The sequence below is a fragment of the Pseudomonas sp. Q11 genome, from assembly GCF_024494355.1.
Classification (GTDB): domain Bacteria; phylum Pseudomonadota; class Gammaproteobacteria; order Pseudomonadales; family Pseudomonadaceae; genus Aquipseudomonas; species Aquipseudomonas hefeiensis.
On sequence record NZ_JAKNQY010000005.1, the window covers coordinates 1 to 15,720 of the forward strand.

A 15,720-nucleotide genomic window follows, 5' to 3' on the forward strand; every position below is an offset into this window, starting at 1 on the left:
CGCGGGTGGCGGCGTCTTCGAGCTTTTTTTCTTCCTGCGCTTGGACGCGGGATTTGTGGCCGCTTTGCGGCGGATTAGGCGTTACTTTGAACATGGCTTGGGCTTCCAATTCAATCTGGAGCCGCCCTGGCTCGCTTGCACGCGATGAAGGGTGGCAGCTGTGTGCGAGTGTGCAAGACCGAGTAACTCGCCCAAACCTCGGCAGACCTTGAGAGTCTCCCGCACACAGCCGCCATAAAACACAGGCACGAATGCTCGTTAAATGGCTGGTGGCATTGTTGGGGCGTTCTTTTACCCGGACTTGCACGTCCGTGTCACCGTTTTTGATGACGAATAGAGGTTAGCGGCGCTCGGAAGCGCTGCCTAGTTCATGAACAACGCTGCGTTTTGAAGGAAATGTCCGAGGGTTTGGCGGGGGAAAAGATCAAAGGATCGCAGCCTTCGGCAGCTCCTACACCGACCTCTGTAGGAGCTGCCGAAGGCTGCGATCTTTTGATTTTTAGTTTTGTGACTTGGCGGTCATCTTGCGTGAAAACAAGCTTATCTTCCGCTAAAGCGATCCGATGATGGCGTTCCACCGTGGAATCGCTAAACTGCCCCCGCCATTTATCTTTCTTACGAGGCCGTGCCCATGAAATTTCGCTTTCTGCTGTGGATGCTGGGGTTGTTGATGGGCAGGGCCAGCCGGACTAATCCGGCGTTCCAGCAGCAGTTGGGCGATAAGGAACTGGTGTTTCAACTGCAAACCCTGGACGGCAAGGTCGCCCGGCATTTCACGGTGAAAGACCAGCGCATCACCAGCCAGTCCGGCACCTACCCGACGCCTGCGTTCGCCATCGCTTTCAAGGACGCGGCTTATGGCTTTGCCACGATGCAGGCGAAGAACAAGCAATTGGCGTTCATGACCGGGATTCAGGACAAGTCGATCCAGATCAAGGGCAACCCGGCGCTGGTGATCTGGTTTCAGGGGTTGACCAAGTATTTGAAGCCGAAGAAGGCCAAAGCCAAGTGATTCACCCTGTGGCGAGGGAGCTTGCTCCCGCTGGGCTTTGTAGGAGCTGGCGTAGCCTGCGATCTTTTGATTTTGATCTTTCGCTTGTGACTCAATTGTCGGGGAAAAGATCGCAGCCTCGTTGCACTCGACAGCTCCTACGGGTGCAGTCGAGCGGGAGCAAGCTCCCTCGCCACAAGAGCTTCACTCACCTGCAGTGACCGGAAGAGTCGATTCAACCATGGCTGAACTGCGAAGCCAGTTCGCGCAGCAGCACTTCGGCCTCAAGCACCTTGCTGACCACTTCATTGGCTTTTTCGCGACTCAGGCCGACGCGTTCGAGCAGTGCGTCGGAAATTTCCTCGTCGGGGCCTGAGCCAATGCCCCGGGCGCGCAGCAGGCGCACGGCCAGGCACACCAGATTCGGGTAGGCGGCATATTCGCCGTCGTAGTGCGGGTCGTGCTGGAAGCGCAGGGCGGTGGCCAGTTCATCGGGCATGTCCCAGTAGCGCATCAGCCATGAACCGATCTGCTCGCGACTGATGCCCAAGAGGTGCTGTTCCACGTAGCTGTGGCACAGGTGCGGGTTGACCTCCAAGTGCCGGCAGATCAACGAGAAGTGCGGCGGGAAGACATGGGCCAGCAACAGGTAACCGAAGTTGTGCAGCAGGCCGGACAGGTAGGTCAGGCCGCCTTCAGGACGCTGGGCGCGCGGCATGGCGCGGGTCAGGCCCTCGATGACGGCGGCGGTGTAGATCGACTGATGCCAGTACGGTGTGGTGTGTTGCGGGTGGTCCTTGGGCAGGCTCAGGGTCTTGCCCAAGGCCAGGCCCAGTGCCAGGTTGATCACCAGGTCGAAGCCCAGTACCCGGACGATGGCGTCTTCCACCGAACGGATCTTGCCGGGCGAGGCGTAGTACGGCGAGGCGGCCCAGCTCACCACTTGCGCGGCCAGGGCCGGGTCGGTTTCCACGACGCCGGTGATGTCATCGATGGTGGCGTCAGGGTCGACCCGCAGCTTGATGATCTTTTGCGCCGTTTCGGCGAGTGGCGGAATTTCGATGGTTTCTTCCAGCCGTTGCTGGATACGCCGGGCGGTGAACGCCTGCACAGCCTGGGTGATTTCCGCGCGGTCGTCGTGCGGACGGTCCAGGTTCGGGGTGATGTTGCTCACGGCTTCGCCGAACGTCGCGGCGCTGGCCTTGGTGAGCATGGTCTTGAAGGCCTCGCTGGTCACTTCCAGCAGCAGCCCCGGTTCGCCTGAGTTGATCAGCAGCTTCGGCTCGCGCAGCAGGCTTTCTTCATACAGGCAAGGGGAGCTGGTCAGCGCCGGCAGACCGGGCAGCAGGCTCAGGTTGTGCTTGCCGAGCATGCGCTCCAGACGGTCAGTAGGCACCGCCGTGAGTTTGCGACCGGTGAGTTCGGCCAAGCGGTTGAGGTCCAGCAGTTGGCTTTGCGGGAACAGCACCATGAGAGCGCCAACGGCATCGTGTAACAGAACGGCCTGCACTTTACGGGCGGGGTTCAGGCCTGGTCGTTCGATGACTTCGTCAAAGCCGATGCCCAGTTTCTCGAGCAACAGCCGAATAACAGACGGAGCGTGCGGGGTTTCGGGGACGAGGGCAGCTTCTGTCATGGTCTGTATCCGTTTTCCTACAAGTTGAGCAGTATAACCAGCTTGCCGGGCAGGCGCGTCCAGAAACTGAGGACGTGCTCATACTTGGCCGTATTGCTGCCCATGACGCAACCAGCGATCCAGCAGTGGGCTGACATGCTCCGGCCAACGTTCCAGCAACGCCTGGGCGGCGTCGCGTACGGCGGGGAGCAGATCGGCGTCGCGCATCAGGTCGGCTACCTTGAATTGAAGCAGGCCGGTCTGGCGCGTGCCGAGCATTTCACCGGGCCCGCGCAGTTCCAGGTCTTTTTCGGCGATGACGAACCCGTCGTTGGTTTCGCGCATGATGCCCAGGCGCTGGCGACCAATCTGCGACAGCGGCGGGTGATACAGCAAGACGCAATGGCTGGCGGCACTGCCCCGGCCGACCCGGCCGCGTAGCTGGTGCAACTGCGCCAGGCCCAGGCGCTCGGGGTTCTCGATGATCATCAGGCTGGCATTGGGTACATCGACGCCGACTTCGATCACCGTGGTAGCGACCAGAAGTTGTAGGGCGCCGGCCTTGAATTCGGCCATCACGGCGGCTTTCTCGGCGGGTTTCATGCGCCCGTGGATCAGTCCGACCTTCAACTCACCGAGGGCGGCGGTGAGGTCTTCGTAAGTGGTTTCTGCGGCCTGGCAGGTCAGCTCCTCCGATTCTTCGATCAGCGTGCACACCCAATAGGCCTGTCGCCCTTCGGCGCAGGCGCCGCGCACGCGCTCGATCACTTCGACGCGCCGGGTGTCGGTGACCAGCACGGTATTGACCGGCGTGCGCCCGGGAGGCAATTCGTCGAGGACCGAGGTGTCGAGGTCGGCGTACGCGCTCATGGCCAGGGTCCGCGGAATCGGCGTGGCGGTCATGATCAATTGGTGAGGGCACATTCGCCCGCCCACGCCCTTCTGCCGCAAGGCCAGGCGCTGCTGCACGCCGAAACGGTGTTGTTCGTCGATGATCACCAGCGCCAGGTTCTTGAACTGCACTTCGTCCTGGAACAAGGCATGGGTGCCGACCACCATCGGTGCGCCAGCCGCGATTTGCGCCAGGGCCGCTGCGCGATTCTTGCCCTTGAGCTTACCGGCCAGCCAGGCGACTTCGATTCCCAGCGGTTCGAGCCAGCGCTGGAAGGTGATGAAATGCTGCTCGGCAAGAATCTCGGTGGGGGCCATCAACGCCACCTGATAACCGGCCTCCAGGGCCTGGAGCGCGGCGAGCGCGGCAACCACGGTCTTGCCGGCGCCGACATCGCCCTGGATCAGCCGCAGCATCGGTTCGGGCTGGCTCAGGTCGTAGGCGATTTCGTTGCCGACCCGCTGCTGGGCCCCCGTGGGTTTAAAACCGAGGTTGGCCAGGTAGCGGGCCGGAAAGTCCTTGGCCTTGGGCATCGCGGGGGCCCGCAGGGAGCGCAGGCTTTCGCGCAGACGTTGCTGGGACAGTTGATGGGTCAGCAACTCTTCAAAGGCCAGCCGGTGCTGGGCCCAGTGATGACCGAGGGCGAGCTCGTCGACATCGGCATCGGCCGGCGGATGGTGCAGGTAGCGAATCGCATCAGCCAGCGGCGCCAGTTGATAATCCCGGGCCAGTTCGTTGGGCAGCCAGTCGGGCAGGCTACTGGGGCCGAGCAGGGTCAGGGTTTGTTGGCAGAGCTGGCGCAGGCGCTGTTGGGTCAGGCCTTCGGTGAGCGGGTAGACCGGGGTCAGGGTTTCATCCACCGGCGGCGGCTCATCGCCGGTGATGGCGCGGTACTCCGGGTGATAGATCTCCAGCCCGGACGCCCCGGGCCGTGCTTCACCGTAGCAGCGCACGCGGGTGCCACGCTTGAGGCCTTCCTTTTGCGCATTGCTGAAGTGATAGAAGCGCAGGCTCAGCCCGCCGGTGCCGTCCTGCAGGCGCACCACCAGGCTACGGCGCCGGCCCATGACCACGTCGGCGCCGCTGACGGTGCCTTCGATCACGGCGTCCTGCCCCGGGCGCAAATGCCCGATGGGCACGACGCGGGTGCGGTCCTGATAACGCAGCGGCAGGTGGAACAGCACATCCTGGAGGTTCTCCAGGCCGACCTTGGCCAGCTTCTCGGCCATGGCTTCACCGACACCCTTGAGTGCCGTGACCGGCACTTTCGACAGCTCAGTCATGGCCGCGGCTTACTTGGCAGTGGGCGGCTTGGCCACGGAACACAGGCGGATCGAGTCAGCGAGGATCTCGATGGCCTTGGGTCGCGGGAAGCTGGCGCGCCAGGCGATGGCAACGGTGCGGAACGGCACGGGCGGCGTCAGTGGGCGAACCTCGATCACGCCAGGGGCGTAATGATGGCTGTCCACTGCCGACAGCGGCAAAATCGAAATGCCCAGGCCCGAGGCGACCATGTGGCGAATGGTTTCCAGGGAGCTGGATTCCACCGTGGTGTGCTTGGCGCCTTCGCTGCCTTTGGCCAGGGTCGGACAGGCTTCGAGCACCTGATCGCGGAAGCAGTGGCCTTCGCCGAGCAGCAGCAGGCTCTTGTCGTTGAGCAGGGCGGCGTCGATGGTTTTTTTCTGGGTCCACGGATGCTGGGCCGGCATCAACACGTAGAACGGCTCGTCGTAGAGCGGCAGGGTCAGGACATCGGCTTCGTTGAACGGCAGGGCGATGATGATCGCGTCCAGTTCGCCGTTGCGCAGTTTGTCGCGCAGCACATGGGTGAAGTTTTCTTCGATGTACAACGGCATCTGCGGGGCGACCCGGTGCAGTTGCGGAATCAGGTGCGGGAACAGGTACGGGCCGACGGTGTAGATGGCGCCGACTTTCAGCGGGGCGGTCAGCTGGTTTTTGCCGGCCTGGGCCAGTTCACGGATGCCCTGGGCCTGCTCCAGCACTTTTTGCGCTTGGGCAACGATACCTTCGCCCACCGGGGTCAGGCGCACGGCGCTTTTGCTGCGCTCGAAAATCAGCACGCCGAGCTCGTCTTCAAGCTTTTTCACGCCCACCGAAAGCGTCGGCTGGCTGACATGGCAACGCTCGGCCGCATGGCCGAAATGCTGCTCCTGGGCGAGGGTGACGATGTAGCGTAATTCTGTGAGGGTCATGGCAAGCGTCCGTGAAGTTGCGAGCCAAGCATACCGGCTGCAATCGATAGACGCACGTTATCAGACTGGGGGCGCGGTGTGACACTATCTAATGTGGGTGTGGCGAGGGGATTTATCGATGAATATGGATTTATTTGTGGGAGCGAGACTTGCCCGCGATGAAGCTAACGCGGTCTTCTCTGGAACCGAGGCGTCGGTATCGCGAGCAAGCTTTGCTCCCACAGCCCCTTGCTCTACAGATACATTTCCTTCAGCAAACAAGAAGCCCCTGTAACAGGGGCTTGCCAATGGGTTAACGCCGACGCTTGTCGATGGAGTACACAAACGGCGCGACGATTTCGATGGAGCCGTTAACCAGCATGTCGGCCGGTGGCTTGGGCAGCGGTTGGGCGCGGCGAATCATTTCCAGGGTCGCCCGGTCCAGGGCGGCGTTGCCGGACTTGCTCACCAGCTCGAAGGACAACACGTTGCCTTCGGCGTCCACCACGAACCGTAAACGGTTCAATCCTTCCTTACCGCGCGACTGGGCGCTGGCGGGGTATTTCTTGTACTTGCCCAAGTGCGCGAGCAATGTGCCTTGCCAACTGGCCTTGGCCGCCATTTGCGCGGGTGAAGGGCCAGGCGCTGGTTGCGCGGATTTCTCGGTGGGTGCCTTGGTCGGTTGAGTGTCGCTGGGCTTTTGCTCCGACGGTTCTTCCTTGGGCGGTTCCGGTTTTTTCTCCACGGGTTTGGGCTTGGGCTTGGGCGGTTTAGGCTTGGGCTTTGGCTTGACCGGTTTGGGCACCGAAATTTCCGGTTTCTCGGCTTCGGCGATTTTAGGCAGCGGTAGTTCTTCGACCGGTTCCGGCGGCTGCGGTGGCGTGACGACTTTTGGCGGTGCAGGCGGTGGTGGGGCCGGAACCGGCGCCAGCTCGACCATCATCGCCTGGGGCGGCAATTCAATGGGCGGGTTTGACGTCCAGTTCAGCGCCAGGGCAATGGCGAGCGCATGCACGCCCAGCACCACGGCCAGGCTACCGCTGTAACGCGTCAGCTTTTGGCGCGTCGTGATCATTTCTTGGGCGCCGTCTCGAGTCCGACCAGGCCGACCTTCAAGTATCCGGCGGCGCGCAGGGCATCCATCACGTTCATCAGGTCACCGTAATCCACGCCTTTATCGGCCTGGAAGAAGATCGTCGTGTCCTTTTTGCCCTGGGTCCGGGCGTCGAGAGTCGCGCCGAGGCTATCGGCCTTGACCTCGTCTTCGCCCAGGAATAGTCGCTGATCGGCCTTGACGCTCAGGAATACCGGTTTCTCCGGCCGTGGCGATGGCTTGGCCGTCGAGGCCGGGAGGTCGACCTTGATGTCCACGGTGGCGAGCGGAGCGGCCACCATGAAGATAATCAACAGCACCAGCATCACGTCGATGAACGGCGTGACGTTGATTTCATGGTTCTCGGCCAGATCGTCGTCTGCGCCTTCTTTCAAATGCAGGCCCATGGCCGATTACCCCACTTTCACCATGTGCGGTTGCGAGCCACGCTCGGGTGGCAGGTGGTCGAGGTCGCGGCTGACCAGCAACAGCACTTCGGCCGAAGCGTCGGAGACCTGGGCCTTGTAACCGGCAATGGAGCGGGCGAACACGTTGTAGATGACCACCGCCGGGATCGCCGCGACCAGACCCAGAGCCGTTGCGAGCAGGGCTTCGGCAATGCCGGGCGCCACGACAGCGAGGTTGGTGGTCTGGGTCTTGGCGATGCCGATGAAGCTGTTCATGATGCCCCACACGGTGCCGAACAGGCCTACGAACGGCGCCGTGGAACCGATGGTGGCGAGCACGCCGGTGCCGCTGCTCATGTTGCGACCGCAGGCCGCGACCAGACGCTCGAGACGGAAGCTCACGCGTTCCTTGATGCCTTCCTTCTCGCGACTGTTGGCCGACAGGCGCATCTCTTCGAGGGCGTCGTGAACCAGCAGATTGGCCAGGGTGCCTTCTTTGGCCGCAGAGGCGCTGGCCTCTTTGAGGGTGGTGGCTTTTTTCAGATGGGCGATTTCACCGCGCAAGCGGCGCTTGGCGCCCATCAGCTCGAGGCCCTTGGCGATCCAGATGGTCCAGGTGATGATCGAGGCGATGGCCAGGCCGATCATGACGATTTTCACGATAATGTCGGCGTTCTGGTACATGCCCCATGGCGACAGATCGTGGGCCATGCCCAAGGTGTTATCGGCTTCGAGCATTTGAGGCGTGTCTTCGGCGCTGGCGTCGACGGCCTGGGCCGGCTCGCTCGCCTGAGGGACTGCTACAGGTTCGGCGGCATCGACCGGCGCCTGGCTGGCGGCGGGTGCGGTGGCCGGGGTCGTGGCTGGCGCTTGGGCATCGGCGAGCGCGGCGGCGGGGACCAGCAGCAGGCTGAGCAGCAGGGCTGCCATAGCGCTCCAGGCGCGAGGTCGGTTGGTTGGCGAAGCGGAGGAGAGATAGCGTGTCATGCTGGCCGGACCTGAGAGAAAAAGAAGGTTGATGTTCTTCCAGGCCTCGTGGGGCCGAGAACAAAAGTGGCAGGCATTATTGCAAGTAATTCTTGTTAACAAAAGTAATACAGTATCTTTTTTTCCTGCATTGCTAGCCGCTCGTCCCCTCAGGCAGCTAGTCTGCGGCTTTATGAAAGGAGATTTTGATGTCCGCGCCTTCTGTTTTGATCGCCGGCTGCGGTGATATCGGCGGCCGCCTGGCGAGCCAGCTACGGGCCCAGCAGTGGCAGGTCTACGGCTTGCGCCGTACCGTTTCGCAGTTGCCGGCCGGGGTGGTCGGGGTGGCGGGAGATCTGTTCAGCGAGCAATGTCCCGCTGATTGGCCCGCCGGTGCGCTGGATTATCTGGTGTACAGCGTCGCCGCCACCGAGCATGACGAAGCGGGTTACCGCGCAGCTTATGTCCAAGGCTTACAGCATGTGTTGAGCTGGTTGAAGCAGCACGGACAGCAGCCAAAACGACTGCTTTTTGTGTCCAGCAGCAGCGTCTACGGGCAGCAGGGTGGCGAGTGGGTCGATGAAACCTCGCCCACCGTGGCCGGTGGCTATTCCGGCCGGCTGATGCTCGAAGCTGAACAGGTGGCGCTCGACAGCGGCATCCCGGCCAGCCGTGTGCGTCTGACCGGTATCTATGGTCCGGGCCGCGAATGGTTGCTGAGCCAGGTGCGCCAGGGCTATAGCGTGGTGGAAGACCCGCCCCTGTACGCCAACCGCATTCATGCTGACGACGCGGCGGGTCTGTTGGCGTTTCTGCTGGAAGCCGACCGCCAGGGCAAGGCGTTGGACGATTGCTACATCGGCGTGGACGACGCTCCCGCCGCGCTGGCCGAGGTGGTGGGTTGGCTGCGTGATTACATGGGCGTCACTCAATGGGCTGAAAACGCCAGCGTCCGCCGCGCCGGCAGCAAACGCTGCAGCAACGCACGGGCGAAGGCCTTAGGCTGGACACCGCAGTATCCGAGTTTTCGTGAGGGGTATGCGGCGATTCTGGAGGGGCGTTGCTGATTCGCCTGCCCCCCAAAACAAACTGTGGGAGCAAGCCTGTGGGAGCCTGTGGGAGCAAAGCTTGCTCGCGATAGCGGTTTTACAGCCAACAGAAGTGTTGTATGTGGCGACGTCATCGCGAGCAAGCTTTGCTCCCACAGGCTCCCACAGGCGTGCTCTCACAGGGGATTCGCGTTACTGCTTTTCCAACACCCACTGCCGATCACCCGGCGTGAACGAAGGCATTTCATCCGCCAGTGCCGCATTCACGGTCTGGAAAATTTCCAGCCTCTTGCCGTCGCGGGAGAAGATCCAGGTGTTGCCCTGACCGTTCTGTTGCAACCAGATGTTGTCGTTGCCGCCGCTCATGGATGCGCAGTCGCCGGCCAGGCACAGGGCGTAGCGGTCGGCGCCCGGCAGGCCGGTGACCTGGCCGTCGGGTTGGAACTGCACGTTGGCGCCTTGGCCTGGGCCGTTGATGATGTTCCAGGTGCCACCCAGGTAGGCGGCATACAGCGCCCGCTCGAAACTGGCGCCCAGCGGCGCACCTGCCGGCACCTGGGCCTGGGCGCGCTCAAACACTTGCTGCGGCTCGTTCTCGGTGGCGGACTGGTTCAACTGGTCGCCGTCGCGTTGCAGTTCGCTGGCGGAACTGCCGTAGAAATCGACTTTCCACGCACCGTCTTCTTCGCCCAGCAGCTTGCCTTCGACATTCTCGAAGCCGTTGGTGTAACGCGCCTGGCCGGCCCGGGTGTTGACGTCCCATTCCAGGTTCGGCCCATAGGCCTGCAACGCCTCGCGCAGCGGGCCGCCCTTGGCGGCGGCGTCGATCGCCGCCTGGTTGATCCAGGTGCCGCTGATATCACGGTCGGCAGGGTCGCTGGCGCAGCCGCCCAACAGCAGGGCAGCCAGCGAAAGAGCAAGCGCTTTGCGCATGGTGGAATCCTTAAACGAAAACGGCGCAGCGGGGGGAGGCTGCGCCGGGCTTGTTACTCGATGACCAGGATGGCGTCCATCTCAACCTGCGAACCCTTTGGCAGGGCAGCCACGCCGATGGCAGCGCGAGCAGGGTAAGGCTGGTCGAAGTACTTGCCCATGATCTCGTTGACCTTGGCGAAGTGGCTCAGGTCGGTGAGGAAGATGTTGAGCTTGACGATGTCCTTGAACGAACCGCCGGCAGCCTCGGCCACGGCCTTGAGGTTCTCGAACACCTGCACGGTCTGGGCTTCGAAGCCTACTACCAGTTCCATGGTTTTTGGGTCCAGCGGGATCTGGCCCGACATGTACACGGTGTTGCCCGCCTTGATTGCCTGGGAATACGTACCGATGGCGGCCGGGGCTTTGTCGCTGGTGATAACGGTCTTGGTCATTTATGACTCCTTGTAATGGATGGAGAGCTATGCGCGCATGCGAGTGATGCGGATGACGCCAGTCAGGGCGCGCAGTTTCTTGATCACGCGGGCCAGGTGTACGCGGTCGTGCACGCTGACCACCAGTTGGACGACGCTGATGCGGCCATCTCGTTCGTCCATGCTGATTTTTTCGATATTGCCGTCGGCGGCGTTGACGCTGCTGGCCAGCAGGGCGATCAGGCCACGTTGGTGCTCCAGTTCGACCCGCAGCTCGACATTGAATTCGCCGGTGACATCCTTGGCCCAGGAAAGCTGGATGCATTTTTCCGGATTGTGGCGGATTTCGCTGATGTTGCGGCAGTTGTCCAGGTGCACCACCATGCCTTTGCCGGCGGACAGATGGCCGACAATCGGATCGCCAGGGATCGGCGTGCAGCACTTGGCATAACTGAGCACCAGGCCTTCGGTGCCGCGAATGGCCAGGGGGCCTTCGGGGCTTGGCAACTGTTCGCCTTCGCCGAGCAGGCGGCGGGCGACGACGTAGGCCATGCGATTGCCCAGGCCGATGTCTTCCAGCAGGTCTTCGATCAGTTCCAGGCGGTATTCGCTGAGCATGATCTGCACGCGTTCGGCCGGGATCTTGTCCAGGGAGCTGTCGAAGCCGTTCAGTACTTTATTGAGCAGGCGCTCGCCCAGGCTGATGGATTCAGAGCGGCGTTGTAGCTTCAAGGCGTGGCGGATGTGCGTGCGGGCCTTGCCGGTGACCACGAAGTTGAGCCATGCCGGGTTTGGCCGCGCGCCGGCTGCGCTGACGATTTCCACTGTGGAGCCGCTTTGCAGCGGTTCGGACAACGGCGCCAGGCGACGGTTGATCCGGCAGGCGATGCAGCTGTTGCCAACATCGGTGTGTACCGCATAGGCAAAGTCCACCGCCGTGGAGCCTTTAGGCAGCTCCATGATCCGGCCTTTGGGGGTGAAAACGTAGACCTCGTCCGGGAACAGGTCGATCTTCACGCTTTCGATGAATTCCAGGGAGTTGCCGGCCCGCTGCTGCATTTCCAGCACGCCCTTGACCCACTGACGGGCTCGGGCATGGGTGCTCTTGGGTTGTTCGTCGCCGCTGGATTTGTACAGCCAGTGCGCGGCGATGCCGTTGTTGGCCATCTCTTCCATTTCACGGGTGCGGATCTGGATTTCGATCGGTACGCCGTGCATGCCGAACAGCGTGGTGTGCAGCGATTGGTAGCCGTTGGCCTTGGGGATCGCGATGTAGTCCTTGAAACGCCCGGGCAATGGTTTGTACAAATTATGTACAGCGCCCAATACGCGGTAGCAGGTATCGACCTTGTCGACGATGATCCGGAACGCGTAGACGTCCATGATCTCGTTGAAGGCCCGACGCTTGCCGCGCATCTTCTTGTAGATGCCATAGAGGTGTTTCTGTCGGCCACTGACCTCGCCTTCGATGCCGTCGATGGTCAGGCAGTGGCTCAAGGATTCTTCGATCTTGTTGACGATTTCCTTGCGGTTGCCCCGGGCGCGCTTGACGGCCTGGTTGATCCGCGCCGAGCGCATCGGGTGCATGGCCTTGAAACCGAGGTCTTCGAACTCGATACGGATCGCGTGCATGCCCAGGCGGTTGGCGATGGGCGCATAGATTTCCAGGGTTTCCTTGGCGATTCGCCGGCGTTTCTCACCGGACAACACTTCCAGCGTTCGCATGTTGTGCAGCCGGTCGGCGAGCTTGACCAGGATCACGCGAATGTCGCGTGCCATGGCCATGGCCATTTTCTGGAAGTTTTCGGCCTGGGCCTCGGCCTTGGTCTCGAAGTTCATCTGGGTCAGTTTGCTGACCCCGTCGACCAGTTCGGCCACGGTTTCGCCGAACTGCGCTTGCAGCGCTTCCTTGGCAATCCCGGTGTCTTCGATCACGTCATGCAGCATCGCGGCCATCAGGCTCTGATGGTCCATGTGCATGTCGGCAAGAATGTTCGCTACCGCAAGTGGGTGCGTGACGTACGCCTCGCCGCTGCGGCGGCGCTGGCCGTCGTGGGCTTGTTCGGCGTAGAAATAGGCTCGGCGGACCAGATTGACCTGGTCCGTGCCGAGGTAGGCCGATAAGCGATCGGCGAGGGCGTCTATGCTCGGCATGATAATGACTCCTGCCGTTTGCTGTGACCCCGCGCCGTGCTACGTCGACCAGGCATAGGCTTAGACCGCCTCGTTGGACTCGTCCTCGAACGCTGCGAACAGCGGTTCGTCTTCAACGATTTCAGCGTTGGCGATGAACTCGTAGCTCATCAGGCCTTCGGCGATTTCACGCAGCGCTACCACGGTAGGCTTGTCGTTTTCCCACTGGACCAACGGCTCTTTGCCACCGGTGGCCAGTTGACGGGCACGCTTGGTAGAGAGCATGACCAGCTCAAAGCGGTTTTCCACGTGTTCTAGGCAGTCTTCAACGGTTACGCGGGCCATGGTATTCCTCGGAGCGAATGCAATATGCGCGCTGCCCGGTTGGGCGAGCGGACTCGACAGTTTAAAAAAACGCCAGCGTTTAGGGAAGCGCTGATTTTTTAACCAGCCCCTCGACCCGCTGCAAGCTCCAATGTAAAGCCGTCGCAGCGGTTTTGGGAAGGGCTGTTCAGCCCAGCAGTTCGGCCAATAATTTACCGAAACGTTGCTGCTGGCGTTTCTGCTGCAGCTGGCTGGCGCGGAAAATCGCCTTCAGATCGTCCAGCGCATGGGCGAAATCGTCGTTGATGATCAGGTAATCGTAGTCGACGTAGTGGCTCATTTCGCTGACCGCTTCGCGCATCCGGCCTTCGATGATGTCGTCGCTGTCCTGGCCGCGATTGGTCAGGCGCTGGCGCAAGGCCTGCTGGCTCGGTGGCAGGATAAAGATCGAGCGGGCCTGGGGCATCAGCTTGCGGACTTGCTCGGCACCCTGCCAGTCGATTTCCAGGATCAGGTCATGGCCTTCATCCAGGGTTTGCTGCAGATAGCTTTGCGAGGTGCCGTAGAGGTTGCCGAAGACTTCGGCGCGCTCCAGGAAGTCCCCGTGTTCGGCCATTTTCACGAACTGTTCGCGGTCGACGAAGTGATAATTCACCCCGTCCACCTCGCCCGGGCGCATGGCGCGGGTGGTGTGCGAGACCGAGACACGGATCTGCGGCTCGGCGTCGATCAGTGCCTTGACCAGGCTGGTCTTGCCGGCGCCCGAAGGCGCGGAAATGATGTAGAGAGTGCCGGTGCTGTGGGTCATGTCGGGTTAGCCTTACTCAATGTTCTGCACTTGTTCGCGCATTTGCTCGATCAACACCTTGAGGTTGACCGCAGCCTGGGTGCTGCGCGGGTCGAAGGCTTTGGAGCCCAGTGTGTTGGCTTCGCGGTTGAGTTCCTGCATCAGGAAGTCCAGGCGGCGACCGGCCGCACCACCGGATTTGAGCACCCGGCGAACTTCGATGATGTGGGTGCTCAGGCGATCCAGTTCTTCGGCCACGTCGCTCTTTTGCGCGAGCATGACCATTTCCTGTTCCAGGCGCTGCGGGTCCAGCTCGGCCTTCATATCGGTGAAGCGGTCGAGCACTTTCTGGCGTTGGGTGGCGAGCATTTGCGGGACCAGTTCGCGCAGGGTGACGACGTCTTCCTCTATGGAGGTCAGGCGCTCGTTGATCAACCGGGCCAGCTCCGCGCCTTCACGCTCGCGGCCGGCCTTGAGTTCTTTCAGGCCTTGGTTGAACAGCGCCAGCGCTTCGGCATTCAGGGCCTGCGGGTCGCTTGCATCACCTACCAGCACGCCGGGCCAGGCCAGGACTTCCAGCGGGTTTAGGGCGGCGGGGTGCTTGATCAGACTGGCGACGGTTTCGGCGGCAGCCACCAGTTGCGTGGCGCGCTCGCGGTCCACCTGCAAGGCCTTGCCGGTGCTTTCCTCGGTGAAGCGCAGGGTGCATTCCAGTTTGCCCCGGGACAGGCCTTGGCGCAGGGCTTCACGGACGCTGCCTTCAAGGTCACGGAAGGATTCGGGCAGGCGCAGGTGCGGCTCCAGGTAACGGCTGTTGACCGAGCGCAGTTCCCAGCTCAGCGTGCCTTGGATGCCGGCTTTCTCGACGCGGGCGAAGGCGGTCATGCTGTGCACCATGGAGATTCCTCGCAATGCAGGCGCTCGCAACGGGTCGTCGTAGCGCCTGGTATCTGTGGATAAAAGCCGAAGGGCAGCAAAGGCGCGGGATTGTAGCGCAGTGAGACGCACGCCCCCAAACCGTGCATGTGACAAAGCGCTGCGGCTCGTCGGTCTGGGGGTCAAAGGGGCTTGGCTTGCCGCAACGGTTTTTTGGAACTGCGCGACGTTTAAACTGCCCTATGGCGGCCCACGGCTCTATAATGCTCGGCAGTTTTCCGTCCTTTGTACAGGTGTTCCCTATGAAACGTCCAAGTGGTCGCGCTGCCGATCAGCTTCGCTCGATCCGCATTACCCGCAACTACACCAAACACGCCGAGGGATCTGTACTGGTCGAGTTCGGTGATACCAAAGTCATCTGCACCGTCAGCGTCGAAAACGGTGTGCCACGGTTCCTCAAGGGCCAGGGGCAAGGCTGGCTGACCGCCGAATACGGCATGCTGCCGCGCTCCACCGGTGAGCGCAACCAGCGCGAGGCCAGCCGTGGCAAGCAGGGCGGGCGTACCCTGGAAATCCAGCGCCTGATTGGCCGTTCGCTGCGTGCCGCGCTGGACATGTCCAAGCTCGGTGACGTGACGCTGTATGTCGATTGCGACGTGATCCAGGCCGACGGCGGCACTCGCACCGCGTCCATCACCGGCGCCATGGTCGCGCTGGCCGATGCCTTGAAAGTGATCAAGAAGCGTGGCGGCCTCAAGGGCGGCGATCCGCTCAAGCAGATGATCGCCGCGGTCTCCGTGGGTATGTATCAGGGCGAGCCGGTGCTGGACCTGGACTACCTGGAAGACTCCGCCGCCGAGACCGACCTGAACGTGGTCATGACCAGCGCAGGCGGCTTCATCGAAATCCAGGGCACCGCCGAAGGCGCGCCGTTCCAGCCGGAAGAATTGAGCGCTATGCTGGAGCTGGCGAAGAAAGGCATGAACGAGATTTTCGAACTGCAAAAAGCCGCACTGGCTGACTGACCGTTTCGCGCTTCAGGCAAGGAG

15 protein-coding genes are annotated in these 15,720 nt (G+C 62.0%); 3 read left to right on the forward strand and 12 right to left on the reverse strand.

What is annotated here, in order from left to right; translation table 11 throughout:
• Positions 1-631 precede the first annotated feature (631 nt).
• On the forward strand, positions 632-1,012 hold the full coding sequence (locus MA884_RS07135; RefSeq protein ID WP_256229744.1) for a helicase: 381 nt from the start codon (positions 632-634) through the stop codon (positions 1,010-1,012).
• A 214-nt stretch (positions 1,013-1,226) separates the two neighbouring features.
• On the opposite strand, the gene MA884_RS07140 is transcribed toward MA884_RS07135, so the two are convergent.
• From MA884_RS07140 to exbB, 6 genes are all read right to left on the reverse strand, one after another.
• Positions 1,227-2,627: an aminoacyl-tRNA deacylase and HDOD domain-containing protein gene (locus MA884_RS07140; protein ID WP_256229745.1), complete on the reverse strand. Its 1,401-nt coding sequence runs from the start codon at positions 2,625-2,627 to the stop codon at positions 1,227-1,229.
• 78 nt (positions 2,628-2,705) lie between these two features.
• The gene (gene recG, locus MA884_RS07145) at positions 2,706-4,781 is read right to left on the reverse strand and encodes an ATP-dependent DNA helicase RecG (protein WP_256229746.1); all 2,076 of its coding nucleotides are present in this window, start codon (positions 4,779-4,781) and stop codon (positions 2,706-2,708) included.
• A 9-nt stretch (positions 4,782-4,790) separates the two neighbouring features.
• Positions 4,791-5,711, reverse strand: a complete 921-nt coding sequence (locus MA884_RS07150) for a hydrogen peroxide-inducible genes activator (protein WP_256229747.1) — start codon at positions 5,709-5,711, stop codon at positions 4,791-4,793.
• A gap of 292 nt (positions 5,712-6,003) precedes the next feature.
• On the reverse strand, positions 6,004-6,765 hold the full coding sequence (locus tag MA884_RS07155) for an energy transducer TonB (protein WP_256229748.1): 762 nt from the start codon (positions 6,763-6,765) through the stop codon (positions 6,004-6,006).
• Positions 6,762-7,190: a TonB system transport protein ExbD gene (gene exbD, locus MA884_RS07160; protein ID WP_256229750.1), complete on the reverse strand. Its 429-nt coding sequence runs from the start codon at positions 7,188-7,190 to the stop codon at positions 6,762-6,764. The genes MA884_RS07155 and exbD overlap by 4 nt, the downstream gene beginning before the upstream one ends.
• A gap of 6 nt (positions 7,191-7,196) precedes the next feature.
• The gene (gene exbB / locus MA884_RS07165; protein ID WP_256229751.1) at positions 7,197-8,177 is read right to left on the reverse strand and encodes a tonB-system energizer ExbB; all 981 of its coding nucleotides are present in this window, start codon (positions 8,175-8,177) and stop codon (positions 7,197-7,199) included.
• A gap of 188 nt (positions 8,178-8,365) precedes the next feature.
• Between exbB and MA884_RS07170 the strand changes: the two genes are divergently transcribed.
• On the forward strand, positions 8,366-9,223 hold the full coding sequence (locus MA884_RS07170) for an SDR family oxidoreductase (RefSeq protein ID WP_256229752.1): 858 nt from the start codon (positions 8,366-8,368) through the stop codon (positions 9,221-9,223).
• Positions 9,224-9,397: 174 nt separating this feature from the next.
• Here the strand turns inward: MA884_RS07170 and MA884_RS07175 are convergent, their stop codons facing one another.
• From MA884_RS07175 to MA884_RS07200, 6 genes are all read right to left on the reverse strand, one after another.
• A complete protein-coding gene (locus MA884_RS07175; RefSeq protein ID WP_256229753.1) occupies positions 9,398-10,138 on the reverse strand; it encodes a hypothetical protein in 741 nt (246 codons plus the stop codon).
• Positions 10,139-10,191: 53 nt separating this feature from the next.
• Entirely contained in the window at positions 10,192-10,572 is a 381-nt protein-coding gene (locus tag MA884_RS07180) for a RidA family protein (RefSeq protein ID WP_256229754.1), read from the reverse strand.
• A gap of 27 nt (positions 10,573-10,599) precedes the next feature.
• Positions 10,600-12,705: a bifunctional GTP diphosphokinase/guanosine-3',5'-bis pyrophosphate 3'-pyrophosphohydrolase gene (gene spoT / locus MA884_RS07185; RefSeq protein ID WP_047226172.1), complete on the reverse strand. Its 2,106-nt coding sequence runs from the start codon at positions 12,703-12,705 to the stop codon at positions 10,600-10,602.
• 60 nt (positions 12,706-12,765) lie between these two features.
• On the reverse strand, positions 12,766-13,029 hold the full coding sequence (gene rpoZ, locus MA884_RS07190; protein ID WP_003177259.1) for a DNA-directed RNA polymerase subunit omega: 264 nt from the start codon (positions 13,027-13,029) through the stop codon (positions 12,766-12,768).
• Between the two features lie 166 nt (positions 13,030-13,195).
• The gene (gene gmk / locus MA884_RS07195) at positions 13,196-13,816 is read right to left on the reverse strand and encodes a guanylate kinase (protein ID WP_047226171.1); all 621 of its coding nucleotides are present in this window, start codon (positions 13,814-13,816) and stop codon (positions 13,196-13,198) included.
• Between the two features lie 12 nt (positions 13,817-13,828).
• The gene (locus MA884_RS07200) at positions 13,829-14,692 is read right to left on the reverse strand and encodes a YicC/YloC family endoribonuclease (protein WP_256229755.1); all 864 of its coding nucleotides are present in this window, start codon (positions 14,690-14,692) and stop codon (positions 13,829-13,831) included.
• A gap of 281 nt (positions 14,693-14,973) precedes the next feature.
• Here MA884_RS07200 and rph point away from each other — a divergent pair, with 281 nt between their 5' ends.
• Positions 14,974-15,696, forward strand: coding sequence for a ribonuclease PH (rph, locus tag MA884_RS07205; protein ID WP_047226169.1), 723 nt, complete (start codon positions 14,974-14,976; stop codon positions 15,694-15,696).
• Positions 15,697-15,720 lie beyond the last annotated feature (24 nt).